We start from the raw sequence: 25007 nt of genomic DNA, 5'->3' as shown, positions 1-25007 counted from the left end.
GCGGCCCTGGGGGAGCGGTCCCGTCTACAGAGGCGTTCCCTCGCTTGGCAGATCGAACAGCGTCGGCACGGTCGGCCGCGCCGGGCCTTTGAGCCAACTGTTACCCAGCCGCTCGCGCTCACGGGCCCGGAAGTAGAGATCGACGTCGTCGCCGACCTGGATGCGGCCCGCAAGCGCACGAAGATCGAGGTCGAACTCGAGCCCGCTCATGAGCTCGTAGCGGTCCCAGGCGCGGTCGATGTCGTCTTCCGATTCTGTTGGGGTCCAGCGATTCACCCTGCAGAGCGTGTCGACGACGTCGCCGGTGAGCCCTAGCTTTTCGGCACGGCCGGCGTGCTGCACGTTGTGGCAGGCCTTGCAGAGTGCGACGAGTCGCTCGAGCCGCTGGACGAGCACCCCATCGGCGACTTCGAACACCCACATCTCGTGACAGTCGGGATTCTGTGGCGTGTGGTTCGGTCCAAACGACTCCGCGCCGCAGATGGCGCAGCGCCGGCCGGCCGCCTCGCTCGTCTCGCGACTCAGCTTCCGCCATGCGGCGTCCTTCAGCATGCCGCGCAGGTTCGAGCCCCAGGTCGACGGGGGCAGCATGTCGGCGCGCATCCGCACCTCGCCGGGAGATGCCCCGGGGTTCAGGGTGAGTACGGTGAGGAGCTGCCAGTCGCGCTTGTTGAAACGGGCATCGGAGGGGCTCATCGCGTCACCGCGGAGGGCGAGGAAGCGGCAGGCGTGACAGTAACGCTGCCAGCAACCCGAGTCGATCCGTGGTTGTCCGATGGTGTCGCGCCGGGGTAGCGTGCTTGAACTACGGCGCTGCGTGGACCTTGGTGGACACCCCGCATCTGACTACGGATCAGAAGGTTGGGGGTTCGAATCCCTCCGGGCGCACACTGGTTGAGACAGTAAGAGAACGGCTCGCGAAAGCGGGCCGTTCTTGTTTTCCCGGACACCTCGCTCCACTGTGCACGTGCTTCATGGCCGCCCGCAGTTTGCTGAGAGTCTGCTGGGTATAGGCGTGGGGGACGCAACTCTGGGATGACTCGGTCGCAGGGCGCCGGTTAGGCTCGCGAACACATCTGATTCTGGGGATCGAGAGTTCGGATATGAGGGGTGCGTTCGCCGGGGTCGCTCCGGAGTCGTCGAATCGGATCCTCGTCGTGCCGACGCGTGCGACGGGCGCCGGCACCGCCGGACGTGTGGGGCGCGTTCGGCTCGGAGTCGTACGCTCGCGTCGGTTGGCCGCTCACATGCGACGTGTCTACGCCCTGCTGATCGCCGTGGCGGTGTCGATCGTGTTGTATCGCGCCCTCGACCCCCGGTTCTCGGCGACGAGCGGCTCCCACGTGATCGACGTCGTCTGGGTGGTGCCGGCGCTCGCCGGCGGGGCGGCGGTCGGCGCGGGCCTCGTGGTGGCATCGGCGTCGAACCACGCGCTCGCGCGGCTCGCGCGCCTCGGGCTGCCGGCGCTGCGCGCCGAGTGGCGGGCGATCGCCAACGGACTGACCTGGGCGGCGATCGCGCTGCTCGCCGTGCACTTCACCGCCTCGGCGTTCGACGGCCTCCCCGGTGGGCACGAGTTGTACAGCGTGCTCCTCGGCGTCGTGTTCGGTGTCGGAACGTTCCGCCTGCACCATCGCGCGATCGAGCACGAGGCGTACCGCACCTTCAACCTCGTGGCGATGCTGCTCGCCGCCGGCAGTCTCGCGAGCATGAGCATCACCCCCACCGGCGAGTGGTGGACGCGCAACTTCAGCACCCTGGGCACCTCGAACGACCTGGCGGCCGCGTGCTTCAACGTCGCGATCATCATGTCGGGCTTCGGCATGGCGGGCCTCTCGGCGATGCTCACCCGCGCGCTCGCGCACGGGCCGTTCGCGCTCCGGCCGGTCGGGCGCACCGTGATGCGCCTGCTCATCGCGCTCGTCGGGTTCAGCCTCATGGGCGTCGGACTCGTGCCGATCGACACCGACACCGACCTGCACAACACGTTCGCCGTCGGCGCCGCAGCGGCATTCGCGCTGCTCTGCCTCGGTATCCAGCTCTTCGCACCGCGGGTTCCCCGCTGGTTCGCCCGGTTCTCGTATCTCGCGCTCACGGTGGAGGCGGCCGCGATGGTCGCCTACGACGGGCTCGGCCTCTTCAACCTGACCGTGTTCGAACTCGTGGCGTTCACGCTCGTGTTCGCCTGGTTGATCGCGCTCGTGGTGGCAACCGTGCACGAGCACGGAGAGGGCAAGTCGGATGCCGCGGTGCCCGTGCGGCGCATCCGCCGCTGCCTGTCACGGCCCGTCGGTGCGGCGCGCGGCGCACCCGAACCGCTCGCCGTCGTTCGAGCCGCCCGGCCCGACGCTGCGGTGCGTGCGCGCACGCTCACCGTGGCCGTCCGCACGCCCTGCGCCGGGCGACGGCGCCACGTCGTACCCGCCCGAACCGTGCGATTGAGCGCGGCGGCGACGCCTGCGGCGACCGCGCCGCGACGGCGGGGCCTGTGCCGGTCGCGGCGCGTCCGCCGCGACGGTCGAGTAGAGTCGCGCCATGGCCACCGACATCGTCGAGATCGTCCGCAACGATGACCGTCACCGCTACGACCTGACGTTCGGGGGCGAGCGTGCGGGTTTCGCGCAGTACCGACTCGAAGACGGCGCGATCGTCTTCACGCACACCGTGGTGCTGCCCGAGTTCGAGGGCCGCGGCCTCGGCAGCAAGCTCGCCAGGACCGCGCTCGACGACGCCGTCGCCCGCGGTGAGCGCATCGTGCCCGAATGCCCGTTCATCGTCGCCTACCTTCGTCGACATGAGGAGTACGAGGCATCCGTCGACTGGCCCTGACCGTCGGCACCCGCGTGCCCGAGCCGTTGCCGCAGCGGCCGGCGTGGAAGCGTTCTCACCCCCCAATCGGGGCAGTATCCAGCGGGCATCCCTGCGGCTACGATTCGAGCAGACCCGAGTCGACCCCCGTGCCGACCTGCCCGCGCTGACCCCCGCGAGCAGCGCGATGGAGCATTCCTCCGATCGCCGGGACAAGCTCGCCGGGCTCAGTTCGGGTCGCTCGGCGGGAGTGGTCTCCTTGGAGACCGCGGTGGGGTGGGAGGTAGGGTTCCCGCCCCACCGTCACCCGTGCGCGGTCGGCGAACGCGCCGAGTCGTTCGGGGCCGTGTCTCGCTGGTTCGGTCAGGATCGTTCGGCCGCCGCGAGTCCCTGGATGAAGAGGGTCTGCGCGGCGATCATCCGCTCGATCTCGCCGGGGTCGACGGACTCGTCGGACGCGTGGATGCGCGACTGCGCGGTGTCTTCAGCACCCCAGAGCACGATCGCCGAACCCGGGGCGACCTTCTGCAGTGAGGCCACGAGGGGGATGGATGCGCCGCTGCCGATCGACTCGACAGGCGCGCCGTAGGCCGCTTCGAGTGCGGCCGAGGCGGCGACGATCGCCGGATGCGAGGCGTCGACGGCGAACGGATGCCCCGTCTTCACCTTCTCGACCTCGACCTCGCAGTTCCACGGCCGCTGCGCGCGCAGGTGCGCCATGAGTGCGTCGAGCTGCGCGTCGGCGTCGGCGCCCGGCACGATGCGCATCGAGAGCTTCGCGGTCACGGAGGGCAGCAGCACGTTCGATGCCTCTGCGGTGTTCGGCAGGTCCATGCCGAGCACCGTCACCGAGGGCTTGGCCCAGATGCGGTCGGAGAGCGAGCCCGTGCCGAGGTAGTCGACCCCTGGCAGGATGGCCGAGCCTTCGCGGTAGACGTCCTCCTCCATGTCGGCGCCGCTCCAGTGGCCGCTGTCCACGCCCGGGATGACCGTGTCGCCGTGCTCGTCGTGGAGCGTGTCGAGGATGCGGATCATCGCCGTCATGGCGTCGGGGGCCGCTCCGCCGAACATGCCCGAGTGCACGGGGTTGCCGAGGGTGCGCACGGTCACCGTGCAGGCGACATCCCCTCGGAGCGCGGTCGTGAGACCCGGCCGGCCGACGCGCTGCGGGCCGATGTCGGCGATGACGTAGGCGTCGGCGGCGAAGAGCTCGGGGTTCGCCTCGACGAACGCCTCGAGGTGGGAGATCGTCTCCTCCTCGCCCTCGACGAGGATCTTCACGTGACACGGCCGATCGGCACCGAGGAGCTTCAGGGTGCCGTAGTGGATGACGAGGCCCGACTTGTCGTCGGCGGCTCCGCGACCGTAGATGCGACCGTCGTCCTTGGTGACGGGCTCGAACGGCTCGGTCGACCAGCCCTGGCTCTCGGCGGCCGGCTGCACGTCGTAGTGGGCGTAGAGCAGCACGGTCGGCGAGCCCTCGGGGCCGGGCAGGTCCGCGTAGACGCACGGGTAGCCGTCGGGCACGTCGAGCAGCTTCACGCCCGCCGCTCCCGCCGCTTCGAAGAGCTCGACGACGGCCGCCCCCATGCGGTGCACGGGCTCGGGGTCGAACCCCGGGAACGCGACGGATGGGATGCGCACGAGCCTCTCGAGGTGCTCGAGCACCTCGGGCATCAACTGCGCTGCGGCGGACTTCACGTCGGCGGCGTCGGTCATGGGGTTCCTCCTCGGCTGGATGGTAGGGAAGCTTCGGGCGCCGGTCGTCGTGACTCGGCGCCGAGTCAGGCGGGGACGATGAGCTGGATCAGGAGGCCCGATCCGACGACGGCGACCCATGACACGAGCATCGGGATCGTGAACGAGTGCCAGACCGGCACCTGGGTCAGCTTCGTCGACCCCGTGAGGTCGGTCTCGACGGCGGCGATCTGCGAGCCGTTGGCCGGGAACAGCCAGACGCCGATGAGCGAGGGCCACATCGCCGTGATGACGCCCGGGGCGAGTCCGGCGGCCAGGGCGATCGGGATCATCGTGTTCGTCGTCGCCGACTGGCTCGTGGTGAGGCCGCAGACGATGAAGAGCGCGACGGCCAGGAGCAGCGGGTTCGCCTCGATCATCGCGCCGAGCGGTTCGATGATCGTCTCCTCGTTGGCGGAGATGAAGGTGTCGGCCATCCAGGCGATGCCGAACAGCGCGACCGCGGCGACGAAGCCGGCCCGCAGCAGGGGCTGCTCGACCACCAGTGACGGCTTGACCTTGCGCACGAGGATGATCACGAGGGCCACCGTGAACATGATCATCTCGATGATGGTCGACATGCCGAGCGGCACGAGCTCGCCCTCCTCGTCGGGGAAGGCCGGGCGCAGACCCGGGAAGAGGCCGAGCAGCACGATCAGCAGGGTGCCGGTCACGAAGATCCACGCGGCGGTCGCGCCGCCCGGGGGCACGGGGTGCTCGATGCGGGCGGGCGGCACGTCTGCCGCGGCATCCGAACCGCCGGTCGCCGTCGCCGTGCCGGTGCCGGAGCTGCCTGCCGTGACCGGTGCGCCGCCGCCGATCTTGGCCGCGTAGCGGGCCTTCAGCGCAGCGGGCACCTCGACGGTGCCGTCGGCGACGCGCTTCAGGAACACCGGGTCGTCGAGCAGGTCTTTGCCGACGCGCTGCTGCACGAGCGAGGTGACGATGCAGGCGACGATCGCCGCGGGCACCGTGATGAGGAGGATCTGCGGCAGTCCGTAGCCGGTGCCGTCCATGAGCACGAGGTAGGCCGCCATCGCCGCGGACACGGGGCTCGCGGTGATGCCGAGGCCCGAGGTGACCGTCGAAGCAGCGAGAGCCCGTTCCGGTCGTTGCCCGTTGCGGTACGCCGTCTCGTAGATCACGGGGATCAGTGCGAAGAAGATGTTCGAGGTGCCCGAGAGCACGGTGAAGACGAACGCCACGAGCGGCGCGACGTAGGTGAGCCGCTTGGGATTGCGCTGGATGATCTTCGACGCGATGGCCACGAGGTAGTCGATGCCGCCGGCCGCCTGCATGGCCGATGATGCCGTGATCACCGCGATGATGATGAAGAACGCGTCGATCGGGATGGCGCCCGGTGGCAGTTGGAAGACGAACACGAGGATCACCGTGCCGACGACGCCCCAGAGTCCCAGGCCGATGCCGCCGGTCCGGACACCGAGCACGATCGCGCCGATGACGATGCAGGCTTGCATGATGACGAGCACGATGTCCATGACTTCCCCCCAGGAACCCAGCCAGACCCACTGTCTGAGCTGAGAGTAACGCTGTGGAGAGCCGCTCGTCTATACCGAGTTCTCGCGCGTGATTCCGCGGATCGGCCGGGTGTCAGGCCCGGTCGAGTTCGGGGCGCAGCCGATTGCAGAGGTCGGCGAGCGTTCGGAGCTCGTCTTCGGACAGGCTGTCGCCGAACTGGCGATTGATCGCCTCCATGTGCGTGATCGCGACCCGGCGGAAGAGGTCGAAGCCCTCATCGGTGATCGCGACGATCGTGCCTCGGCCGTCGCGCGGGTCGGGCAGCTTCGCGACGAGCCCGCGGGCCGTGAGGCGATCGACGAGCCGGCTCACGCTCGGCTGGGTGATGAGCACGTTCTGGTTCAGGTCTTTGAGGCGCAGGCGCCGGCCCGGAGCACGGGTGATGTTGAAGAGCACGTCGTACTCGTTGAGCGAGATGACCTCGCTCGGGAACTCGGCCGCGAGTGCGCGCATGATCGAGACCTGCGCACGGAACAGTGATTCCCAAGCGGCCACCGTGATCGCGCGATCTGCCATGCGGGGTCCTTCCGATTGTGGGCTGATCCCACAATAGGGAACCTCGGGAGGAATCGGTTGCGTGCCCTCGACCGTCGCCGGGAGGATTCGGTTGCGTGCCCTCGACCGTCGCCGGGAGGATTCGGTTGAGGGCCGGTCGTAGAGGCTGACGACCGGCCCTCTCCCTTGCACCAAGAGTGTCCTGCAATCACATTCCGCGCCGCCTGCCACAGCAAACAAGCGGCGCAGTTCCGAATATATAACGGATCGGTAACAGGCGCTAGTTATCGTTCCGTTATTTTTCGGACCAGTTCGCGATGGAGATGTAGGGAAGTGCGGAGCCGACTCCGGCATCGTGATTGATGGCGACGGATGTCCCATCCAGGGCGATGCCTTCGAGCACCGGCTCGTCGAAGACGAGTTCACCGATCAGCCGGTCGCCATCGCGGTCCGAGATGATCAATCGCCGCCCGCGCTCCTGGAACTCGAAATCCGTTCCGACGAGTCGTCCCGCGTCGTCCGGGCCGATGAGCCGGCGCATCCCGAGGTTCGCCCCGCGTCGAGTGACGGCGAACGTGGTGGGATCGAGCATCGCGACCACGCCCTCCGGCTCCACTCGGGCGAAGCGTTCAGGGTCGAGACCGTGCGGGTTCTGCCAAGCATGCCGCGTGCCGGAGACGACGGCGATGCGATCACCCAGGTCGATCGCGGTGATCCCGATCGGGACGCCGATTCCGCCGCCCCGCACGAGGCGGTTGTCCGCGCCGAGTGTTCGGCCGCGACCGTCCGCGAAGCTCAGGAGCATGCGGTGGTCACCGCGTCGGTGCACGAAGTCGGGGCGGTCGAAACGCAATCTGCCGATCACCTCCATGCGTTCGAGCGACACGATCGCAGACGTCGCCGCGAAACGCTGCACGAGCAGGACCGTGTCCTCGTCGAGGCGCAGCGGGCGGGACGCCTCGACGCCGAGTCCTTTCGTCAGCGTGCGTCGCACCGTCGATGTCGCGACGTCGAACTCGTGTACCCCGTTCGTACAGAAGAGCCACGCACGATCGCCGGCCTCGGAGACGACGACGTCTCGAAGTTGTCCCCGGATCCCCTTGCGGACCGTCACCGCCCCGCTTCGAGGATCGATGACGGCAAGGCGCACCGCAGCGGTTCCCTCGATCCAAGTGGTGACGAGGGTGGCGTCGGGAAGGCGGCGAAGGTGCGAGGGGTAGGCAGGGTGCGGATCTGCCCGGCGCGGCAGATCCACGCGCTGCACGGAGAAGCCCAGCGGCATCCGACCTCCCTCGTCGAGGTCAGCGTAGCGCCGCGGATCCGACCAAGGAACCGCGAACGGCCTCAGTACAGGTCGGGGGAGGGCGTCGACGCCTGGCGGATCGAGACATCCGCGTGACGGTCGAAGCGGTAGCCGACACCGCGAACGGTGCGCACGATGTCCTGGTAGTGCGCGAGCTTCGAGCGCAGGCGACGCACGTGCACGTCGATGGTGCGCTCGCTCGGGGCCTCGTCGTCGGCATCCCAGAGGCTGTCGATGAGCTCGTGGCGGTCGATCGTGCGGCCCTCGCGCAGCACGAGGTACTGCAGCAGTTCGAACTCCTTGTAGGTGAGGCCCGCGGCCTCGCCGTCGAGCAGCACGCGCTTGCGCGAGATGTCGATGATCACGCCGTTGGGGTGCCGGTCGGCGTCGTCGCGGGTGCCCTGTCCCTCGCGCTGCTTGGCGAGTGCTGACGGGTCCTGCAGGGCGAGGCGGACGACGTCGACATCGCGGCCGCCGGCCCCTTCGGGAGCGAGTGCCACCGCGGCGTACGTCTCGGCGGAGGGGGAGACCTCGGCCGTGAGCGTGCGCAGCGCCTCGACGATGCGGTGAAGGGTGGTGCCGTCGGAGAGGGCCTTGGCTTCGTCGATGCCGACGTAGAGCACGAAGCCGCGCGCTTCGGTGCCCTCGGGTACGGCGCGGACCCGCGGGCTGCGGGCTGCCGTCGCGGTGTCGGGCGACGTGACGGAGGCGGCCTGCGCGACTTCGGCGGGCACGGAGCGGAGCGGGGCCGACACGTGCGTCGGCGCTGCGGCGAGCGACGGTGCGGTGCGGGCCTGGACGGTGCGGATGGGAGCGGGTGCGAGTGCGAGAGACATGACGGAGAATCCTTGCGTGAAGGGTGCAGCGACGGACCCCTGGAGTCGGGGTCTGAGCGAATGGCCGGACGGCCGGGCGAACCCCCGGATGCGGTGGGTTCAGAGGAGTCGGCGTCGATCTGGGTGCGGATCGGCTGCGGAACTCGGCGGTGGGGTCGCGGTCAGCGGCACATTCGACAACACATGGCTGCACGTGCCGGCATCATCATGCCGGTCGTCCTGAGAGCGCCGTGGGCGGTCAGGTTGCGTGCGGTGTCTGTCATGAGCGTCAGTCAAACCGATCACCGAGCATGTGTCAATTCGTGACGATCTATGACCGGGGGTGTTCGTCGCACGCGGTGCGCGCTGCCGAGAGGCATCCGGCAGGATCAGTCAGCCCATCGCGATGCTTGCAAGATTCTGCGATGAACACGCAGTTTCAGAAATCTTCCGCGTCGGATTCTCGCCTCGGCGTGTCGAGGCTCGAAGATCCTTCGGCGGACGGGATTCGCGGCGGGGCTATACCGTGCCGTACAGGCGATCGCCCGCGTCGCCGAGGCCGGGCACGATGTAGCCGAGTTCGTTGAGGCGCTCGTCGACGGCGCCGAGCACGACGGTCACTTCGCCGCGGCCCTGCATGGCCTGCTCGACCGCCGCGAGTCCCTCGGGGGCTGCGAGGATGCAGATCGCCGTGACATCCGTCGCCCCGCGCTTCAGCAGGAACTCGATCGCTGCGATGAGCGAGCCGCCCGTGGCGAGCATCGGGTCGAGCACGAAGCACTGGCGGTCGCTGAGGTCGTCGGGCAGGCGCTCGGCGTAGGTGGTGGGCTCGAGCGTCTCTTCGTTGCGTGCCATGCCCAGGAAGCCGACCTCGGCCGTGGGCACGAGCTTCACCATGCCCTCGAGCATGCCGAGCCCCGCGCGGAGGATCGGCACGATGAGCGGCTTCGGGTCGGCGATGCGCACGCCGGTGGTGGGGGCGACCGGGGTGACGATGTCGACCGGCTCGACCCGCACGCCGCGCGTGCCCTCGTAGGCGAGCAGGGTCATGAGCTCTTCGACGAGCGAGCGGAACACCGGCGACGGGGTGTTCACGTCGCGGAGCACCGTCAGCTTGTGGGTGATGAGCGGGTGGTCGGCAACGTGGACTCGCATAGGCTCGAGTCTAGTTCGCAGGGTCGTCGCGCGGAGGGAGTGATCGTGGAGCTGCCGCAGCACCGGGAGTGGATGCGCCTCGCGCTCGCCGAGGCCGCTCAGGCGCCCGCGACGCGCGATGTGCCGGTCGGTGCGATCGTCGTCGACGCCGCCGGCGAGGTCGTCGCCGCACGTCGCAACGAGCGCGAGCTGCATGGGGACCCGACCGCGCACGCCGAGCTCCTGGCGCTCCGCTCGGCCGCCGAGGCCACGGGCGACTGGCGGCTCACCGACTGCACGCTCGTCGTCACGCTGGAGCCCTGCGTCATGTGCGCCGGGGCGATCCTCGCGGCCCGCATCCCGACCGTCGTGTTCGGCGCCTGGGACGAGAAGGCCGGAGCCGCCGGTTCGCTCTACGACGTGCTGCGCGACCGCAGGCTCAATCACCGGGTCGAGGTGTTCGCCGGCGTCGAGGCGGATGCCGCCGCCCGGCTGCTGCTCGACTTCTTCGAGGACCCGCTCAGGCGCTCGTGAGACCCGCCGAGAGGCGCCGGAAGTTCTGCACGGCCCGTTCGGCCGGCGAGCCCGGCCCGAGCTCGGGGTCATCCGTCTCGGCCCACGCCTCGAGCGCGATGCGGATCGCGTCGGTGGCCGCTGCGGCGACGAGTCGCGCAGTCGAGTCGTCGACGGACGGCCCGCCGAGCTCGAGGATCACGCCGCGCAGCTTCGTCTCGGATTCGCGGTTGACCCGGTACCAGACGTTCATGAGGGCGGGGTCGTCGACACCGGCGCGCAGGAGGCCGCGAGTCCAGTGCACTCCCTCGAGGTCGTCACCGGGAGGCGTGAGGGCCTCGGTGATGGCGCGCTCGATCGCCGTGAGCGGGTCGACCGAGCGGTCGGATGCCGCGAGCAGCGCCCGCCAGTGGTCGGCGCCGACGGTGAGGAGCGGCGCGACGGCATCCTCCTTCGTGCGGAAGTAGCGGTAGAAGGTGCGCAGTGCCACACCGCCGGCGGCCGCGATCTCCTCGGCGGTCGTCGCGTCGGGGCCGCGATCGGTGAAGAGGCGGGCGGCGGCGCGGGCGAGCTCGAGCTGGGTCGCGGCCTTGCGGCGTTCGGTCAGCGTCGGGGGTTTCTCGTCCACGTTCGAAGCGTACGCGATGACCGCGTCAACATGGCGCTCATCGCCACACTGGCACAACGTGTCAGTGTGGCGTAGCGTGTCCTATATCTTCCCGAACCCTGAAAGGTCAACAGTCATGAACCGTTATGAAGGACGCCGCGCCATCGTCACCGGCGGAGGCTCCGGCATCGGCCAGGCCACCGTGCTCCGAATGCTCGCCGAGGGCGGCAGCGTCGTCGCCGCCGATGTCAGCGAGGCCGGCCTCGCCGACACCGTGGCGAAGGCCGGCGACGCCGCCGATCGCCTCACGACCGTCGTCGTGAACATCTCCGACGAGGCATCCGTGCGCGAGGGCGTAGCGGCAGCCGTGCAGGCGCTCGGCGGGCTCGACGTGCTCGTCAACGCCGCCGGCATCCTCCGCTCGTCGCACACGCACGAGACCACGCTCGAGCAGTTCCAGCAGGTCATCAACGTGAACCTCGTCGGCACCTTCCTCATGATCCGCGAGTCGATCCCCGCCCTCCTCGAGGGCAACGGCGCCGCGGTCGTGAATTTCAGCTCGACGTCGGCCGCCTTCGCGCATCCGTACATGTCGGCCTACGCGGCCAGCAAGGGCGGCGTGCAGTCGATGACCCACGCGCTCGCCGCCGAATACGGCAAGCAGGGCATCCGCTTCAACTCGGTGCAGCCGGGCTCGATCTCGTCGGGCATGACCGACGGCAGCGGCGAGAGCAAGCAGAGCCAGGGCCCCGGCCTGCCCGCCGACGCCGACTTCAGCCTCTTCATGAAGCTCACCCCGGCGATCGCGCAGGGCATGGCCAGCCCCGAGACCGTCGCCGGCGTCGTCGCGATGCTCGCGAGCGAAGACGGTGCGTTCATCACCGGCACCGAGGTGCGCATCGACGGCGGCACGCACTTCTAGTCCGAATCGTCGGTCGAGTAGCGCGCCAGCGCCGTATCGAGACCCCGGTGTCCGGTCAGATGACCGCGTCACCGGGTCTCGATACGCTCCTGCGTCGCTACTCGACCGGCCGGGCGCGAGGCTACGAGGCTCGCGCGACGCGCGCTGCGAGCCCCTCGAGGTAGTCGCCGAGCAGCCGAGCGGATGCCTCCTGCGCGAGTGGCCCGAACGACGCACGCTCCTCGCGCAGCTGTTCGCGGCTGAGGCCGTAGTCGGGCAGCTCGTCGCCCCACTCCCGCAGCCACTCCTCGTGGATCTCGTCGGTGACCTCGGGGTGGAACTGCACCGCGAGCAGCCACTCGCCCTTCGCGAAGGCCTGGTTCTCGTAGGCGCCCGACGAGGCGAGTCGTTCGACGCCCGCCGGCAGCTCGAAGGTGTCGCCGTGCCACTGCACCGTCGGCACCCCGGCGAAGTGCCGCACGGGCGAGTTCGCCCCGGCCTCGGTCGGCTCGACGGTCAGCCAGCCGACCTCCTTCTTCGGGCCCTTGAAGACCTCGGCTCCGAGCGAGCTGGCGAGCAGCTGCGCGCCGAGGCACACGCCGAAGATCGGCGCCTCGGCGTCGATGCGGGTGCGGAGCAGCGCGATCTCGTCGGCGAGGTACGGATACCGGTCGATCTCGTATGCGCCCTCGTCGCCGCCGAGCACCACGACGAGGTCGGGCGCGAGGGCGTCGAGTGCAGAGACATCCGTCGACGGGGCGTCGACCGTGACGATCTCGTAGCCGTGCGCCTCGAGCGTGGGGCCGAGGTTGCCGAGGCCGATCGCGGAGTCGTGGCGCAGCACCAGGGCGGTGCCACGGGCAGCCGTCACTCGAGGCCCTTGATGACGATGGCGTCGGTGGGCGGTGCAGGCTGGTTCGGCTCGACGTAGACGTCGGGTTCGATGTAGATGGCGCGCGCCGACGGCACCGCGTCGCGGATGCGCTGCTCGATCACGTTGGTCGCCACCGCCACCTCGAGCAGGCGCTGGTCGGCTGCGAACCCGAGCTTCGCGGCGATGAGCAGCTCGTCGGGGCCGAGGTAGAGGGTCTTCATGTGGATGATGCGCTCGGCCTCGGGGCCGGCGAGGATCGCCTGCTCGATGCGGGCCAGGTCGTCGTCGTTGGCGCCCTCGCCGACGAGGAGCGACTTCGTCTCGATGCCGAGCACGATCGCCACGAGCACGAGGAGGGTGCCGATCATGAGCGTGCCGATGGCGTCGAAGACCGGGTTGCCGGTGAGCACCGTGAGACCGACGGCGATGAACGCGAAGACGAGGCCGATGAGGGCCGCGACGTCTTCGAGCAGCACGACGGGCAGCTCGGGCGCCTTCGCCCGGCGCACGAACTGCACCCAGCTCTGGCGACCGCGGATGTGGTTCGACTCCTTGACCGCGGTGCGCAGCGAGAACGACTCGAGCACGATCGCGATCGAGAGCACGAGCAGCGGCAGCCAGGCGTTCTCGAGCTCGTGCGGGTGCGTCAGCTTGTCGACGCCCTCGTAGATCGAGAAGATGCCACCGACCGAGAACAGGATGATCGAGACGACGAAGGCGTACACGTAGCGCTCGCGGCCGTAGCCGAAGGGGTGCTCCTTGTCGGCCGCCTTCTTCGCCTTGCGGCCGCCGAGGATCAGCAGCAGCTGGTTGCCGGCATCGGCGACCGAGTGCACGCCCTCGGCGAGCATCGAGGCGGAGCCCGAGAAGAACCACGCGATGAACTTCGTCAGGGCGATGCCCGTATTGGCGAGGAACGCCGCGATGATTGCCTTGGTGCCGCCCGATGCGCTCATGCAGCAATCCTAAACGGGGTGCGTGACGTGCGACATTCACGCACCCCCACAGCATCAGGTCCCGAATCTAGGATGGGTCGCATGAGTGCCGAGGCCCCCGTCAGACTGCCCGCGATCGCGTTTCTGGGGGCGGGTTCGATGGCCCGCGCCATCCTCACAGGCCTGTTGCAGCCGGGCATCGAGGTCGACGGCGGCATCCGCGCCACGAACCGCAGCGCCGAGAAGGCGGCCGAGCTCGCGGCGCTTCCGGGGGTCGTCGCGTACGCCACTGAGACGGATGCCGCGGCCAACCGCACGGCCGTCGCCGGCGCGAAGCTCGTGGTCGTCGCCGTGAAGCCCGCGATGGTGCCCGCGCTCCTCGAGGAGATCGCCGACGCGCTCGAGCCCGGGGCGATCGTCGTGAGCGTCGCGGCCGGGGTCACGGTCGCGACCTTCGAGTCGCTGCTGCCCGAGTCGGTCGCGGTGATCCGTTCGATGCCGAACACCCCGGCCGTGGTCGGCCGCGCCGTCACGGGTGTCTCGGCCGGTACCCGGTCGAGCGACGACGACCTCGCGCTCGCCGTGGCGCTCTTCGAGACCGTCGGCGAGGTGCTCGTCGTGCCCGAGGGGCAGATCGACGCGCTCTCGACGATCTCGGGCTCTGGCCCGGCCTACGTCTTCTACCTGATCGAGCAGCTCACGGCCGCGGCGGTCGACAAGGGCTTCACCCCCGAGCAGGCGGCCGTCATGGTCGAGGGCACGTTCCGCGGGGCGAGCGAGCTGCTCGCCGCCTCCGACGACGGGCCCGCCGAGCTGCGCCGCCGCGTCACGAGCCCCAAGGGCACCACCGAGCGCGCGGTCGCCGTGCTCGAGGAGGCCGGCTTCAAGCAGACCTTCGATCGCGCCACCGACGCCGCGCTCGCCCGCGCGCGCGAACTGGCCGCGGGCGCCTGAGCGGCCCTCCCGGCGCTCGGCTGAGCACACCTCGGGGTGCAGGCATCGTGCCTGCGCCCCGAGGGCGCACGCCGCGCCGCGATGTGCGGCGCAGCGCCGCTCCGGCGCTACAGCGCCGTTGGGACCTCGCGAGATCGTGCCCTGACCAGTGACTTCGCGACTCGCACACTGGCGACGATCACCAGCATGGCGCCGACGGCGCTGATGCCCATGGTGAGTCCGGCGACCAGTGCGTCGGGGTGTTCGCGGGTGAGCGTCGGGTGGGCGGCGAGTTCACTCTCGAAACCGGCTGCGAAGCCGATCATGAACAGCCAGGTCGCGACGACCATCGTCGCGAGGAACGTAGGGATCCTCTTCATGTCGCCTCCTTTGGCGTGACCTGCCAGTATAGCCCACGCTCAAGGAAATGCCTGAACCGGGCCGGTTTCGAAACGCGGTTGCGGGGCGGTGGCTGCCGAAGTGACTTCCCCTGGGGGGTGGGCTATGGTCATCGGAAGCCCGCCAGCTGATGAAGGGAAGCGAGCCCAGCATGTCCGAGAAGAACGCCCGCGGAAACACCGCCAAGAAGCAAGCCCAGCTCTCGTTGAAAGAGAAACGAGCACTGAAGCGCGAGAAGGCCGACGACGGCATCGTCAAGCCGCGCAAGCGCTGACGCCGAGGCGGCCGGGCGCGAGCAGCCGGGCGTTCGGCCGCCGACTCGGGTCTCGAGGTCAGACCCGTTCGAGCAGCACCATGACCTCGAAGTGCGTCGTCTGCGGGAACATGTCGAACACCCGGCCGCGCACCGGCCGCAGTGACGGCATCGCCTCGAGGTCGCGTGCGAGCGAGGCCGCGTTGCAGCTCGAGTAGAGCACGTGAAGCACGTCGGATGCCTCGAGCCATCCGCTGAGCTCGCGGCCGATGCCCCGCCGGGGCGGGTTCACGATCACGAGGTCGGGGGCAGTCTCGGCGCCGAGGGCAAAGGCCGTGGCGTCGCCGGACTCGAACCGCACACGTGAGAGCGCGGCATCCGTTCGGCTGAGCTCGGCGCTCGCGACGGCCTCGACGCTCGTCTCGATTCCGGTGACGGATGCCGCGGCATCCGCGATGTGCAGGGCGAAGCCGCCGACGCCCGAGTAGAGGTCCCACGCCGAGTCGGGCGCGAGCGCGCGCACCCAGTCGCGCGCTTCGACGTAGAGTGCCTCGGCGATCTCGGTGTTGGTCTGGAAGAAGCTCTGCGGCCGCAGGTGCATCGTGACGTCGCCGAGTCGCATCGGCAGGGTCTCGGCCTCGGTGAGGACGATCTCGTGCTCGCCTTCGAGCACGGCCTTGTGCTCGGGCAGCACGTTCGCGGTGACGACGCGGGCGTTCGGCAGTTCGGCGAGGAGCCACGGCAGGTGCTTGCGGATGCGGCCCACCGGCTCGGTCGAGCGCACGACGAAGCGGATCATGAGCTCGCCGTCGGGCGATTCGGTGAGGATCAGGTGCTTGAGCTCGCCGGTGCGGCTCGGCACGTCGTAGGGCGTGAGGCCGGCGCGCGTGATGAACGCCGCGATGACGGGGAACGCCGCCCGGTGGCCGGGGGAGCAGATGCCGCACGCCTCGAGGTCGATGCCGTGCCCGTCGGCGTCGAGGATGCCGATCGTCGGGGCCGCCGTCGTGCCGCCGATCACCATCTTCGCCTTGTTGCGGTAGCCGTCTTCGCGGCTGCCGATCGGCGCCAGCCAGTCGAGGCCGGCGTGCGCCTGCAGGAGATCTTCGGCATGCCGCTGCTTGTCGGCGAGTTGCGTCTCGTAGGGCTGCCCCATGAGCGAGCACGACCGGCAGCGCCCGGCGTCGAAGTAGGAGCAGTCCACGGGTTCCAGCGTAGGCGCGTTCGGGCTCCGGCGGCTCAGGCCCGTTTTCGGAACGCCCATTCACGAAGTGCTTCGGAATCCGTCGGCACGGAGCCTGTTCACGGATGAAACGGACTGATATCGCAGATTGTTCAACGAATTCGTTGACCCCGCTTCGAAGCGGTCACTAGCCTGCGGGGACGGACGAGGCATTGAGCGACTGGAGTCGACATGGCGAAGCACGGAGACGATGAACTCGGGATGTCGGCCGGAATCAGCCGACGCGATCTGCTGAACGGCATGGCCGTGGCGGCCGGTGCGGCAGCGCTCACGGCCGTGCCCGGAGGGGCGGCCCATGCGCAGGCCGGTGGCGGCGGCATGGCCGCGAGCCGGCCGCGGCAGACCGGCCTCGTCGGACAGACGGACGCCGCCCGCGCCGCGGGACACGGCGGCACGTTCGGAGGCGCCGACTTCGGCGCGCCGAAGGTGTTGCGCGAGGCCTACGACCTCGTGGTCGTCGGTGGCGGGGTGAGCGGCCTGGCCGCCGCCCACTTCTATCGGAAGCGGTTCGGCGACGACGCCCGGATCCTCGTCATCGAGGCGCTCGCCGACTTCGGCGGGCACCAGCACCGCAACGAGTTCTCCGTGCGGGGGCAGACTTTGCTCAGCAACGGCGGCATGGTCAACCTCGACAGCCCCGACACCTGGAACGCTCCGTCCCTCGAACTGATGGACGACCTCGGCATCGACTTCGCCGAGCTGGCTGAGGGCGTCGACACCGGCTTCTACGGGAGCCAAGGGCTCACGAACGGGTACTTCTTCCCCGAGGAGTCGTTCGGCGCCGACACGTTCCTCCGCCGTGCCCCGGGCGAGTCGACTTCTTCACTCGTCGGGCGACTGCCGCTCTCGCAGCAGGCGCGTGACGACATCATGAGGGTCGAGACGGCCTCGGCGGATGTGCTCCCCGGGATGAGCGACGCCGAGAAGAAGCAGGCGCTGGCGCGGATGACGTACCGCGAGTACCTGCAGAACCTGCTCGGCGTCGGCGACGAGGCCCTCGTCTACTACCAGAAGCGCCCGCACGGACTGTGGGGCACCGGCATCGAGGCCGTGCCCGCCGGCGACTGCTGGGGCGTCGGCTTTCCCGGGTTCGGCGGCCTCGGCCTCAGCCCCGAACCGTACAACGGCATCGGCCGCACGCCGGCCATGTCCCTCACGACGAGTGATGAGGAGCTCTACTACTTCCCCGACGGCGGAGCGACCGTGTCGCGGCTCCTCGTCTCGCGCCTGATCCCGCAGGCGTTCGGCGGACCACAGACGATGGAGAGCGTCATCGGCGCGTCGGCCAGCTACGCCCTGCTCGATCACCCGAAGTCGCCGGTCCGCGTGCGGCTCAACAGCATGGGCACGAGCGTGCGCCACCGCGAGGGGACCTCCGGCCCGGTCGACGTCACCTATGTCACCGACGGCCGCGCCTACCAGGTCGAGTCGAAGCACGTGGTCATGGCGTGCTGGAACGCGGTCTCGTCGTACATCGTCGACGGGCTCCCGCCGGAACAGGTCGAGGCGATGCGCTATGGCGTGAAGGTGCCGCTGGTCTACGCCCGCGTCGCGATCGGCAACTGGACGTCGTTCGCGAACGCCGGGGTCTCGCGCGTGACGCCGTACAACCACTTCTGGGACAGCGTCGGGCTCGCCACACCGACCGAACTCGGCGGATACCGCTCGGCGAGGTCGCCGGAAGATCCCATCGTGGTCAGCCTGTCGAAGACGCCGAACCTGCCCGGTGAGCGCATCACTCGCGAGCAGCACAAGGCGGGCCGTCGGGAGTTGCTCGGGGTGTCATTCGCCGATTTCGAACGGGACATCCGGGACCTCATGCAGCGATCGCTCGGCGACTCCGGATTCGAGGCGAAGCGGGACATCAAGGCCATCACCGTCAACCGCTGGTCGCATGGCTACGCGTACGAGTACAACTCGATCGCCGACCCTGCGATCTTCGAGTCGATCGAGCAGCAGCCGTTCAACGTCGCTCGGCGCTCGCACGGCAGCATCACGATCGCGAACTCGGATGCCGCGGCCTTCGGGTACACGCACGCTGCCGTCGACGAGGCGAGCCGTGCCGTCAGCGAGCTCGCCTGAGGAGCCGCCGGCGGAGGGCCTCGGATACGGTGATCCCGTGAATGTCGCCGACGACCGCCCCCGCACTCCCGGAGAACTCGTTCGCGTGCGCGCGATGAAGTGGCCCGAGCAGCCGCACTGGGAGTTCGACGGGCGCTGGCTCGGCTCCGACGCGCACGGCGACTGGGTCGGGTTCCCCGCGGGAACCCGGTTCGCTCGACCGGGGTACGCGTTCACCGCGACGTGGGACTCGGTGTCGCTCTTCCCGCGCGCGGGCTGGGCGGCCGCGTTCAACACGGGGCATCCGCGGGGGCTCGGCATCTACGTCGACGTCGCGACGGTTCCCGAGTGGCGAGCGGATGCCTCGGGCTCCGCGATCTCGACGGTCTCCTACGTCGATCTCGACCTCGATGTGGTCGAGCGCACGGGCGCACCGGCGTTCATCGACGACGAGGACGAGTTCGCCGAGCACTCGGTGGAGTTCGGCTACCCGCCCGAGGTCGTGGCGCGCGCGCGTGCCGATGCAGATGCCGTGCTGGCGGCGGTGCAGCGGCGCGAGGCGCCGTTCGACGGGGTGACGGCTGCGGGGTGGCTCGAGCGGTTGGTGCGACTCGGCTGACGTCCGGAGCGGCGGTCGCGGGCGGCATCATGACGGCTGGGTAGGTGCCTCGGTCCAGCGAAGCCACTTCGCCTCGATCGCGGCGGTGAGGTCGACGCCCTGGCTGCGAGCCAGGAGGAGCAGGTGGGCGAGGACGTCGGCGCATTCGTTCGCGAATGCCTCGCGCTTCTCCTCCTCGCTCAAGCCGCGGTCGCGCCCCATGCCCTTCAGATCCACGAATGCCTGAGTGAGTTCGCCGACCTCCTCCTGCAGCTTGAGCATGAACCATTCGTCGGTGCGGTTCAGATCGAACTTCGCGGCATAGGTGCGCGATACCGACTCGACCGTTACTGCGGCGGCATGGAGTTCCATGGGGAGAGGGTAGCGGACACGCCTCGAATGATTCGTATGTTTCTACGATTTACACGGAACTCTCAGAAGATTCTCTCGAACATACCTTCCATTTCGGGTCTCTCCCGCGGTAAAATGAGGCATGCCCGATGCGACCGCCGCACTCACCGAGTTGCGGTCGGCGTGCGCCGAGATCGACGGCGATTGGGCGAACGCGTTGCCGGGCGAATCGATCGATGCGCAGCATGACGTTCGCTCCATGAGCGGCGACGGGCTGGTGCGGGTGACCGAGTCGCTGGCCGAGCTGTCGCGTCGTGTGCAGGCGCTGCAGGCCAAGTGCGCCGCTGAACTCTCGAGGCGAGCCAGCATGGGTGGCGATGACGATGTTGCGCGCCGCCACGGCTACGCCTCGCCTGCACGTCTGATCGCGTCGGTCACGGGCGGCAGATTCAGCGACGCGGCCAAGCTCGTGGCAGTTGGGGAGGCGACCGCGTCGCGTGCATCGTTCACCGGCGAGACGCTGCCGGCACGGCATCCGCATCTGGCCTTCGGTCTGGAGAACGGCACGCTGTGCGTCGATGCTGCCGACACGATCCGTCGGTTCCTCGACGGCGTCGCCGTGCGCGCCGACCGAATCGAACTCGGTGACGCCGAGCGGTTCCTCGTCGAGCGGGCGCCGCTGGTCGGCGTCGACGGGCTCACCAGGCTGGTCAAGCAGCTGCAGGCGCGACTCGACCCCGACGGGGTGAAGCCGCGCGAAGACGAGCTGCGTTCGCAGCGGGGCCTGCGCATCTGGGAGGATCGCGCCGGCATGATCCAACTGCAGGGTGCGTTCGATCCGGCGAACGGTGCGCCGATCAAGCTCGCCGTCGAGGTGCTCGTCAGCGCAGAGCTGCACCGGGCACGCGATGCGAAGCGCGGGTTCGGTGCATCGGCCGATGGTGAGCACGCCCGCGCCGATGGCGAGCCCGATGTGCTCGGTGAGCCCGATGAGCTCTTCGACGAGCAGCGCACGATCGCTCAGATGAATGCCGATGCCCTCGCCGACATCGCTCGACTCTCGCTCGGGGCGAAGCAGGCGCCCGCGGCGCTCAGACAGGCCACGGTGGTCGCGCGCATCGACGCTGACTCGCTCGTCACCGGTCGAGGCCGTGCCACGATCGACGGCATCGATCAGCCGGTGTCGGTCGCGACCGCACGCGAGCTGGCGATGGCGGCCGGCATCAGCCCGTTGTTGCTCGATCACCGCTCCGAACCGCTCGAGCTCGGCCGCGCGGCCCGACTCTTCACGCCCGCGCAGAAGCTCGCACTCGTCGAGCGTGACGGCGGCTGCGCCTGGCCGTCGTGCAATCGGCCGCCATCGCACACGCAGGCGCATCACATCAGGTGGTGGAAGCGTCATCGCGGCCGAACCGACGTCGACAACGGCATCATGCTGTGCTCGCACCATCATCACCGCGTGCATGACGACGGCTGGGTCATCACGGTGCGCGATGCGCAGACGTGGTTCACCCCTCCGGTGCATCTCGATCCGCAGCAGCGACCACGCCCCGGCAATCGGCGACGATTGCCGAGGTATGGAGCGAGCGGTGCACCCGTGGCGCCCGTGGCTCGAGTGGCCAGGGTCGCTGCGGCGTGACCTGCCGCGGCGGGCTGACCTCAGGCTCCGGTGGCGTCGACCGCTCCCGGCTCGAAGCGGTACCCCATGCCGGGCTCGGTGAGGAAGAACCGCGGCTCCGACGGCGTCGGCTCGAGCTTGCGCCGCAGCTGGGCGACGTAGAGGCGCAGGTACCCGGCATCGTTCGCGTGGAACGGCCCCCACACCTCGCTCAACAGCATCTGCCGGGTGAGCAGCTTTCCCGGGTTCTTGAGGAATAGCTCGAGCAGGCGCCACTCCGTCGGCGTCAGGCGCACGGATGTCGCGTGCCCCGAGGCATCCGTCGACCTGATGGTCTTCGCGGCGAGGTCGACCGTGAGCGAGCCGATGGCGTAGGCCGCGGCATCCGCTTCGCCGCTCGTCGACCGGGCCCGGGCACGGATTCGTGCGAGCAGCTCGTCCATCGCGAACGGTTTCGTCACGTAGTCGTCGGCGCCCGCGTCGAGGGCGTCGACCTTCTCGGCGGAGTCGGTGCGACCCGAGAGCACGAGGATCGGCACCTTCGACCACGCTCGCACGGCCCGGATGACATCGAGGCCGTCGACCTTCGGCATGCCGAGGTCGAGGAGGATCAGGTCGGGGTGCGCGTTCGCGGCCAGATCGATCGCCTCGGCGCCGTCGCGGGCGGCGACGACCTCGTAGCCGCGCGCGGCGAGCGTGATGCGCAGCGCCCGCTGCAGCTGGTCGTCGTCGTCGGCGAGGAGGATCCTCATCGCGTCTCCTCGGTGGTCGGCGTACTTGGGGCGGAGGGCAGGGTGACGACCATGGTCAGGCCGCCGCCGGGGGTGTCCTCGACCTCCAGTGTGCCGTCCATTCCCTCGACGAAGCCCTTCGACAGGGCGAGACCGAGGCCGAGGCCGGTGTCGTTGTCGGTGTCGCCGAGGCGCTGGAACGGCGTGAACACCTCGTCGCGGCGCTCGACGGGGATGCCGGGGCCGCGGTCGACGACGCGCAGCTCGGTGCGGCTCTGGAACGAGCTCGCGGCCAGACGCACGCGTTCGCCGTCGGGGCTGTGGCGCACGGCGTTCGCGAGCAGGTTCACGACCACCCGCTGCAGCAGCACGCCGTCGGCGAGCACGGGCGCGAGCTCATCGGCGAGATCGAGCTCGATGTCGCCCGGCCCGAGCGCGAGCTCGTCGAGGGCGGGCAGCACGACGTCGGCGACCTCGGTGGACGCGAGCGTGACGGCGAGTGCCCCGGCCTGCACCCGGCTCACGTCGAGCAGGTTGGTGACGAGCTCGGCGAGGGCGTCGAGGCTCTCGGAGGCGGTCGCGAGGAGCTCCTCGCGTTCGGCGGCGGGCAGCTCGACCTCGCGTGAGCGCAGGGCGCTGATCGCCGCCGACGCCGAGGTGAGCGGACGTCGCAGGTCGTGGCCGACCGCGGCGAGCAGGGCCGAACGCACCCGGTCGGTCTCGACGAGGGCGTCGGCCGCCGAGGCGGCGGTGGCGAGCGCGCCGTGCTCGATCGCGGCATCCATCTGGGTCGCGATGACCTGCAGCAGGCGGCGCTCGGATGCCTCGAGGTCCTGCCCGTGCAGTTCGAGCACGCCGCGACTGCCGATGGGGACCTCGGTTACCCGGTCGTCGCGGCTCGGCTCGCCGTCGGCCACCCGGGTCTCGCCGTCGACGAGAAGGCGCACGCCCGTGAGGCCGAACGCCTCGCGGGTGCGGGTGACCATCGCCTGCAGGGCGTCCTCGCCGCGCAGCACGCTGCCGGCGAGCGTCGCGAGCAGCTGCGACTCGGCGGCCGCCCGACGGGCGATGCGCGTGCGGCGTGCGGCCTGGTCGACGACATAGCTCACGAGCAGCGCGTTGGCGACGTAGAACACGAGGGCCAGCAGCTGCCGCGGGTCGCTGATGGTGAGCGTGTACGTCGGTTCGACGAAGAGGAAATTGAGAGTGAGGCCTGAGAGCACCGCAGCGAAGAGTCCCGGCCAGATGCCGCCGATGAGGGCGACGACGATGACGAGCAACTGGTACGCGAGCACGTCGCTCGTGATCGACGTCTCGGTGTGGAACGTAACGAGCAGCCAGCTGAGCAGCGGCCCGGCGATGAGGGCCACGGCGAAGCCGACGAGCATGCGCCCGCGGCTGAGCGCCCCGCCGAGCTTCGGGAGGGAGAACCCCGAGCCGGCCGCCGCGTGCGTGACGATGTGCACGTCGATCTCACCCGACTCGCGGATGACCGTCGCCCCGATGCCCGGTCCCGTGAACGCCGCCGCGAGTCGCGATCGGCGGCTCACGCCGATCACGAGCTGCGTGGCGTTCGCCGCTCTCGCGAAGTCGACGAGCGCACGCGGCACGTCTTCGCCGACGACCTGGTGGAAGGTGCCGCCGAGCTGTTCGACGAGCGTGCGCTGGCCATCGAGGGCGCCAGGATGCCGTGCCCGCATGCCATCGGGATTCGTGACGTGCACCGCGATGAGCTCGCCGCCCGACGATCGCGAGGCGATGCGGGCACCGCGGCGCAGGAGCGTCTCGCCCTCGGGGCCACCGGTGAGGGCGACGACGACGCGTTCGCGCGCCTCCCATTTGCGGTCGATGCCGTGCTCGACGCGGTAGGCCTTGAGCGCCGAGTCGACCTCGTCGGCGAGCCAGAGCAGCGCGAGTTCGCGGAGCGCCGTGAGGTTGCCGAGACGGAAGTAGTTCGAGAGCGCCGCGTCGATGCGCTCGGCCGGGTAGACGAGGCCGCCCGCGAGCCGGTCGCGCAAAGCCTGCGGGGCGAGGTCGACGACCTCGATCTGGTCGGCCGCCCGCAGCACGGCATCGGGGATGGTCTCGCGCTGGGCCACCCCCGTGATCTGCTGCACGACGTCGCCGAGCGACTCGATGTGCTGGGTGTTGACCGTCGAGATCACATCGATGCCGGCGTCGAGCAGCTCGTCGACGTCCTGCCAGCGCTTCGCATGCCGGGAGCCGGGGGCGTTCGTGTGGGCGAGTTCGTCGACGAGGGCGACCTCGGGGCGGCGCGCGAGCACCGCGTCGAGGTCCATCTCGTCGAGACCCATGCCGCGGTGCTCGACGGTGGTGCGCGGCACCACCTCGAGCCCGCTGACCATCGACGCGGTGGCCTTGCGGCCGTGCGTCTCGACGAAGGCGACGACGACGTCGTGGCCCTCGCCCCGGAGCCGCCGGCCCTCTTCGAGCATGGAGTAGGTCTTGCCGACGCCGGGGGCGGCGCCGAGCAGCACGCGAAGCCGCCCCCGTTTCATGAATCTGCCCCTCAGCCCAGCTCGGAGAGGGCGAGGTTCAGCTGCAGCACGTTGACGGTCGGCTCGCCCAGGTACCCGAGATCCCGTGCCTGAATCCTAGACTCCACGAGTTCGCGCACCTCGGATTCGGGGAGGCCGCGCTCGTCGGCGACCCGCGCCACCTGCAGCAGGGCGTACTCCGGGCTGATGTGCGGGTCGAGACCCGACGCCGATGCGGTGACCGCGTCGGCCGGGACATCCGCTTCGGAGACGCCGTTGAACTCGGCGACCTGCGCCTTCCGCTCTTCGATCGCGGCGATGAGGTCGGCGTTCTCGGGACCCTGGTTGCTGCCGCTCGACGCGCCGCCGTCGTACCCGTCGCCGGCCGCCGACGGGCGGGGCTGGAACCACTCGGGAAGCGGCTCGCCTGAAGCATCCGTGAACGACTGGCCGATGAGGGCGGAGCCCACGACCTCGTCGCCCGAGCGTTCGACCGAGCCGTTCGCCTGGGCCGGGAGGATGACCTGCCCGATGCCCGTGACGACGATCGTGTAGGCGACGCCCAGCACGAGGGTGAAGATGAGCATCGCGCGAACCGCCACCCAGTGGGTGCGGACCGCAGTGCGAGTGGAGCTCATGGTGTGTTTCCTTTCGAGTCCGG

Annotated in this window: 26 protein-coding genes and 1 tRNA gene; 11 read left to right on the top strand and 16 right to left on the bottom strand. The window is 69.7% G+C overall.

Annotation, left to right across the window (positions count from 1 at the left end):
• Window positions 1–24: 24 nt before the first annotated feature.
• Entirely contained in the window at window positions 25–696 is a 672-nt protein-coding gene (locus tag JOE59_RS13970) for a hypothetical protein (protein WP_204461361.1), read from the bottom strand.
• Window positions 697–810: 114 nt separating this feature from the next.
• Between JOE59_RS13970 and JOE59_RS13965 the strand changes: the two genes are divergently transcribed.
• From JOE59_RS13965 to JOE59_RS13955, 3 genes are all read left to right on the top strand, one after another.
• A tRNA-Arg gene (locus JOE59_RS13965) sits at window positions 811–888 on the top strand.
• Between the two features lie 359 nt (window positions 889–1247).
• Entirely contained in the window at window positions 1248–2573 is a 1326-nt protein-coding gene (locus tag JOE59_RS13960) for a hypothetical protein (protein ID WP_204461359.1), read from the top strand.
• Window positions 2536–2829 (top strand): GNAT family N-acetyltransferase, encoded by a 294-nt coding sequence (locus JOE59_RS13955; protein WP_204461358.1) that lies wholly within the window; start codon window positions 2536–2538, stop codon window positions 2827–2829. Before JOE59_RS13960 ends, JOE59_RS13955 begins: the two co-directional genes overlap by 38 nt.
• A 342-nt stretch (window positions 2830–3171) precedes the next feature.
• Here JOE59_RS13955 and JOE59_RS13950 read toward each other — a convergent pair whose 3' ends face one another.
• The 4 genes from JOE59_RS13950 to JOE59_RS13935 form a co-directional block, all read right to left on the bottom strand.
• Entirely contained in the window at window positions 3172–4527 is a 1356-nt protein-coding gene (locus tag JOE59_RS13950; protein WP_204461357.1) for a M20/M25/M40 family metallo-hydrolase, read from the bottom strand.
• Window positions 4528–4592: 65 nt separating this feature from the next.
• Window positions 4593–6044 (bottom strand): anaerobic C4-dicarboxylate transporter family protein, encoded by a 1452-nt coding sequence (locus tag JOE59_RS13945; protein ID WP_204461356.1) that lies wholly within the window; start codon window positions 6042–6044, stop codon window positions 4593–4595.
• Between the two features lie 112 nt (window positions 6045–6156).
• Window positions 6157–6600, bottom strand: a complete 444-nt coding sequence (locus JOE59_RS13940) for a MarR family winged helix-turn-helix transcriptional regulator (protein WP_204461355.1) — start codon at window positions 6598–6600, stop codon at window positions 6157–6159.
• A gap of 274 nt (window positions 6601–6874) precedes the next feature.
• A complete protein-coding gene (locus tag JOE59_RS13935; protein ID WP_204461352.1) occupies window positions 6875–7180 on the bottom strand; it encodes a hypothetical protein in 306 nt (101 codons plus the stop codon).
• A 42-nt stretch (window positions 7181–7222) separates the two neighbouring features.
• On the opposite strand from JOE59_RS13935, the gene JOE59_RS13930 reads away from it, so the two are divergent.
• Window positions 7223–7978, top strand: coding sequence for a hypothetical protein (locus JOE59_RS13930; protein WP_204461351.1), 756 nt, complete (start codon window positions 7223–7225; stop codon window positions 7976–7978).
• Here the strand turns inward: JOE59_RS13930 and JOE59_RS13925 are convergent.
• Both JOE59_RS13925 and upp read right to left on the bottom strand, forming a co-directional pair.
• Complete coding sequence (locus JOE59_RS13925) at window positions 7924–8718, bottom strand: winged helix-turn-helix domain-containing protein (RefSeq protein WP_204461350.1); 795 nt, start codon at window positions 8716–8718, stop codon at window positions 7924–7926. The genes JOE59_RS13930 and JOE59_RS13925 overlap by 55 nt on opposite strands.
• Window positions 8719–9216: 498 nt before the next feature.
• Window positions 9217–9852, bottom strand: coding sequence for a uracil phosphoribosyltransferase (gene upp / locus JOE59_RS13920; protein WP_204461349.1), 636 nt, complete (start codon window positions 9850–9852; stop codon window positions 9217–9219).
• A 45-nt stretch (window positions 9853–9897) separates the two neighbouring features.
• Here upp and tadA point away from each other — a divergent pair, with 45 nt between their 5' ends.
• Window positions 9898–10365 (top strand): tRNA adenosine(34) deaminase TadA, encoded by a 468-nt coding sequence (tadA, locus tag JOE59_RS13915; RefSeq protein ID WP_307837079.1) that lies wholly within the window; start codon window positions 9898–9900, stop codon window positions 10363–10365.
• Here tadA and JOE59_RS13910 read toward each other — a convergent pair.
• Window positions 10352–10972, bottom strand: coding sequence for a TetR family transcriptional regulator (locus tag JOE59_RS13910; protein WP_204461348.1), 621 nt, complete (start codon window positions 10970–10972; stop codon window positions 10352–10354). The two genes, tadA and JOE59_RS13910, sit on opposite strands and share 14 nt — an antisense overlap.
• Window positions 10973–11087: 115 nt before the next feature.
• Between JOE59_RS13910 and JOE59_RS13905 the strand changes: the two genes are divergently transcribed.
• Complete coding sequence (locus JOE59_RS13905) at window positions 11088–11873, top strand: SDR family NAD(P)-dependent oxidoreductase (protein WP_204461347.1); 786 nt, start codon at window positions 11088–11090, stop codon at window positions 11871–11873.
• A 121-nt stretch (window positions 11874–11994) separates the two neighbouring features.
• On the opposite strand, the gene JOE59_RS13900 is transcribed toward JOE59_RS13905, so the two are convergent.
• Both JOE59_RS13900 and JOE59_RS13895 read right to left on the bottom strand, forming a co-directional pair.
• Entirely contained in the window at window positions 11995–12723 is a 729-nt protein-coding gene (locus JOE59_RS13900; protein ID WP_204461345.1) for a glutamine amidotransferase-related protein, read from the bottom strand.
• Window positions 12720–13682 (bottom strand): cation diffusion facilitator family transporter, encoded by a 963-nt coding sequence (locus JOE59_RS13895; protein WP_179551937.1) that lies wholly within the window; start codon window positions 13680–13682, stop codon window positions 12720–12722. Before JOE59_RS13895 ends, JOE59_RS13900 begins: the two co-directional genes overlap by 4 nt.
• Window positions 13683–13763: 81 nt before the next feature.
• Between JOE59_RS13895 and proC the strand changes: the two genes are divergently transcribed.
• Window positions 13764–14615: a pyrroline-5-carboxylate reductase gene (proC, locus tag JOE59_RS13890; RefSeq protein ID WP_204461343.1), complete on the top strand. Its 852-nt coding sequence runs from the start codon at window positions 13764–13766 to the stop codon at window positions 14613–14615.
• A 107-nt stretch (window positions 14616–14722) separates the two neighbouring features.
• On the opposite strand, the gene JOE59_RS13885 is transcribed toward proC, so the two are convergent.
• On the bottom strand, window positions 14723–14974 hold the full coding sequence (locus JOE59_RS13885; RefSeq protein ID WP_204461341.1) for a hypothetical protein: 252 nt from the start codon (window positions 14972–14974) through the stop codon (window positions 14723–14725).
• Window positions 14975–15144: 170 nt separating this feature from the next.
• Between JOE59_RS13885 and JOE59_RS19010 the strand changes: the two genes are divergently transcribed.
• Entirely contained in the window at window positions 15145–15267 is a 123-nt protein-coding gene (locus JOE59_RS19010) for a hypothetical protein (protein ID WP_275581168.1), read from the top strand.
• 58 nt (window positions 15268–15325) lie between these two features.
• Here JOE59_RS19010 and rlmC read toward each other — a convergent pair whose 3' ends face one another.
• Entirely contained in the window at window positions 15326–16450 is a 1125-nt protein-coding gene (rlmC, locus tag JOE59_RS13880) for a 23S rRNA (uracil(747)-C(5))-methyltransferase RlmC (RefSeq protein WP_204461339.1), read from the bottom strand.
• A gap of 210 nt (window positions 16451–16660) precedes the next feature.
• Here rlmC and JOE59_RS13875 point away from each other — a divergent pair, with 210 nt between their 5' ends.
• Window positions 16661–18571: an NAD(P)-binding protein gene (locus JOE59_RS13875; RefSeq protein ID WP_204461337.1), complete on the top strand. Its 1911-nt coding sequence runs from the start codon at window positions 16661–16663 to the stop codon at window positions 18569–18571.
• 37 nt (window positions 18572–18608) lie between these two features.
• Entirely contained in the window at window positions 18609–19169 is a 561-nt protein-coding gene (locus tag JOE59_RS13870) for a ribonuclease FAU-1 family protein (RefSeq protein WP_204461335.1), read from the top strand.
• A gap of 27 nt (window positions 19170–19196) precedes the next feature.
• Here the strand turns inward: JOE59_RS13870 and JOE59_RS13865 are convergent, their stop codons facing one another.
• Window positions 19197–19520 (bottom strand): pyrophosphohydrolase domain-containing protein, encoded by a 324-nt coding sequence (locus JOE59_RS13865; protein WP_204461334.1) that lies wholly within the window; start codon window positions 19518–19520, stop codon window positions 19197–19199.
• Window positions 19521–19641: 121 nt separating this feature from the next.
• Between JOE59_RS13865 and JOE59_RS13860 the strand changes: the two genes are divergently transcribed.
• Window positions 19642–21138 (top strand): HNH endonuclease signature motif containing protein, encoded by a 1497-nt coding sequence (locus JOE59_RS13860; RefSeq protein ID WP_204461331.1) that lies wholly within the window; start codon window positions 19642–19644, stop codon window positions 21136–21138.
• A gap of 20 nt (window positions 21139–21158) precedes the next feature.
• Here JOE59_RS13860 and JOE59_RS13855 read toward each other — a convergent pair whose 3' ends face one another.
• The 3 genes from JOE59_RS13855 to kdpC are packed head-to-tail and all read right to left on the bottom strand — an operon-like array spanning window position 21159 to window position 24984.
• Window positions 21159–21869, bottom strand: a complete 711-nt coding sequence (locus JOE59_RS13855; RefSeq protein ID WP_204461329.1) for a response regulator — start codon at window positions 21867–21869, stop codon at window positions 21159–21161.
• Entirely contained in the window at window positions 21866–24367 is a 2502-nt protein-coding gene (locus tag JOE59_RS13850; RefSeq protein ID WP_204461327.1) for a DUF4118 domain-containing protein, read from the bottom strand. Before JOE59_RS13850 ends, JOE59_RS13855 begins: the two co-directional genes overlap by 4 nt.
• Before the next feature lie 11 nt (window positions 24368–24378).
• Window positions 24379–24984 carry a potassium-transporting ATPase subunit KdpC gene (kdpC, locus tag JOE59_RS13845; protein WP_204461326.1) on the bottom strand — a complete coding sequence of 202 codons (606 nt, stop codon included), beginning with the start codon at window positions 24982–24984 and terminating at the stop codon, window positions 24379–24381.
• Window positions 24985–25007 lie beyond the last annotated feature (23 nt).

The sequence above is a fragment of the Agromyces cerinus genome, assembly GCF_016907835.1.
Classification (GTDB): Bacteria; Actinomycetota; Actinomycetes; order Actinomycetales; family Microbacteriaceae; genus Agromyces; species Agromyces nitratus.
Note: the sequence above shows the minus strand (reverse complement) of the source record. Positions and strands in the feature narration are given on the sequence as shown.